General features: G+C 39.7%; 1 protein-coding gene. It reads right to left on the bottom strand.

Annotation, left to right across the window (positions count from 1 at the left end):
* Positions 1 to 2,606: SDR family NAD(P)-dependent oxidoreductase (locus tag AC3DU7_RS24410; protein WP_488041891.1), on the bottom strand; the 2,606-nt coding region annotated here is incomplete at both ends.

The raw sequence follows: 2,606 nt of genomic DNA, 5'->3' as shown, positions 1-2,606 counted from the left end.
GTCATCGGTCCAAACTGACCCAATAAGTGCGGCCAGTCAATGTTAAATACTGCTATCTGTGCTTCCTGGGTAGTCAACATTTCTTCTAAAGCTTGTAATCCTTGCTCCGTTTGAATTCCTTGCAAACCTTGGCTTTGTAAACGACTTTGTTGTTGTGCCCCAAGTCGAGCTGCGATACCAATATTTGCCCAAGGTCCCCAGTTAATACTCAATCCTGGTAATCCTAAATTCTGACGATATTGGGCAACTGCATCCATAAAGGCGTTAGCTGCAGCATAGTTACTTTGACCGGGGGAACCTAATACTGATGCAAGAGAGGAGAAGCAAACAAAGAAATCTAATGGTATATCTTTTGTTAGTTTATGTAGATTCCAAGTTCCGGCAACTTTAGGAGCAGTAACTTTTGTGAATTGTTCCCAAGTAATTTGTTGTATGAACCCATCATCTATAACTCCGGCAGCATGAATCACACCTTTTAGGGGAGGTAAGGATGTCTGTATCTTTTGGAAAATATCAACCATATCTTTTTCCACAGAGACATCCCCGAGGAATACTGAAACTTTAGTTCCTGCTGCTTCTAATTCTTGAATACTTTCCTTAGCAGTTTCCGATGGAGAGTTGCGCCCAATCAAAGCTATACTCTTAACGCCCTGTTGTACGAGGAACTGAGCAACTTCTAATCCCAAAGCACCTAAACCACCAGTAATCAAATAAGTTGCTTCCGTCTGAATAGCTAACTTGGCATCGGTATCTAACCTTGGTTGAGTTAGTCTTGCTACTTGACGTTCACCTTGCCGATAGCGTACTTGATGTTCTCCGCTAGTTAATGTCTGATTATGGGCGATCTCTCCCAGTAAAGATTTTAAAGTTTCTTGTTCCTCAGCACTCTGGTCAAGGTCTAAACAACAACAGCCTAAACCTGGGTACTCCAAGGTTATAACTTTACTTAATCCCCACAAAAGAGCTTGTTGCGGTTGGGCATTATTCTTGACTTCTGATTCTTGACCTAATGCCACACCTTGAGTAACTAACCACAAAGGAGGTAATTTTTCTAGCGATTTGACTACTTGTAATAAATTAATTACACTAGCACAAATTAGCTCTTCTGTTTTCGTCAAATTCTCAACATCAGTATCTAAACTCCACAGGTGAATAATACCCTTCAAAGGTAACTCTTCTGTTGATTCATTTACCTCATCAAGTAACTTTTGAAAATGTTCTGGTTCTGTTGGAGATAATTGAATAGTCTGCTTTTTGTCTTCAGAGGCTAACTTTTTGTAACTATCTGCTGGATAAACTACAATACATTGATGACCTTGCTCTAATAATTGGGAGTTCAGGCGATCGCTCCATTCTTTTAACTTACTGTTTGATGTAGGGGCAAATAGCAGATAAGTTCCTGTTTCTTGTACCGCGATCGGCATTAATGCCTCTGGTTGCCATTGTGTTTGATATTGCCACTGACTGAAATCTAGTCCAAAACTTCTCAACAATAACTTGCGACTTAGTTGACGGAAGTCTATACCATTATATTCCGCTAATACCTTGCCATCTCCATTGAGTAAGTAAGTATCACCTCGAAGTTCTCCTTCGTCGTAAGAACTTGACTCGTCAATTTTGGTGTAATACCATAAGTCATCATCAATGTCAAAACTATCGAAAAACTTAAAACTCTTCGCTGTAGCAAATGCGTAGGTAGGAACTTCCGTCTCACTATTGATGAAAGTTTTTTTGCCGTTACCATTATTCTCAGCATTCTGAGAAAACTCCTGAAGTAATGACAACAGAGCTACTGGAACAATTCCAGAATCAACCATACCTGGATGAGGCCAATATTCCTGCATCTCTTCATTGTTTTCACCTGATTTTACTTTTATCAAGCTTTCTTTACCACTTATCCAAGCTGCTTCAGTCCATTGAAATGTCGGTCCCAGGTGAAAATCTCCTTTCATCGGTCCTAGTGCAGCTGAGTAATATTCATCGCTGGAAAGAGACTGAATAGATCGGCTTTTTACTGCTGCAATATCAATATTTTCTTTCGGTAACTCTGAATTCTTAATAGAGCGAACTTTTGCCTTGGTGTGAACCGTCCAAGTAGTTAATGGGTCGTATTCTGTTCCTGCCTCACAACTTATCAACTGATAGGTATATTCTGTTTCTTTTTCTTGCTCAAGGACTATTTGCACTGTGCGACTAGAAGTTTCATCTGCTCCCAATATCTGCAAAAATTCAATATTTTCTACAACGCAAGACTCACTATTTAGCGCGTCTTTGCCAGCAAGTAAACCAAGAACAATATGAGACGCACCAGCTACAACTATTTGACCGTAATATCTGTGGTCTTTCACATAAGAAGGAAACTCATGAGTTAATTTAGTCTGAAAGCGGAATTGTTTTGCAAATGGTAAAGGTAATTTACGACCTAATAAAGAATTTGATGTTCCCTCGTCCGTAACAAAACCATTATTACTGCTAACTGAAACAGAACTTGACCCCCGTGAATAGTTATCTATCCAGTACCTTTGTCGTTGGAATGGGTAAGTAGGCAATGTTACTTTCTGATGACTGTACTCCCCATCAAATTCTACCCAGTCTACCTTTACTCC

It is taken from the genome of Okeania sp., from assembly GCF_983059655.1.
The sequence above is the reverse complement of the archived record's forward strand: the minus strand, read 5'-3'. Positions and strand labels throughout refer to the sequence as shown.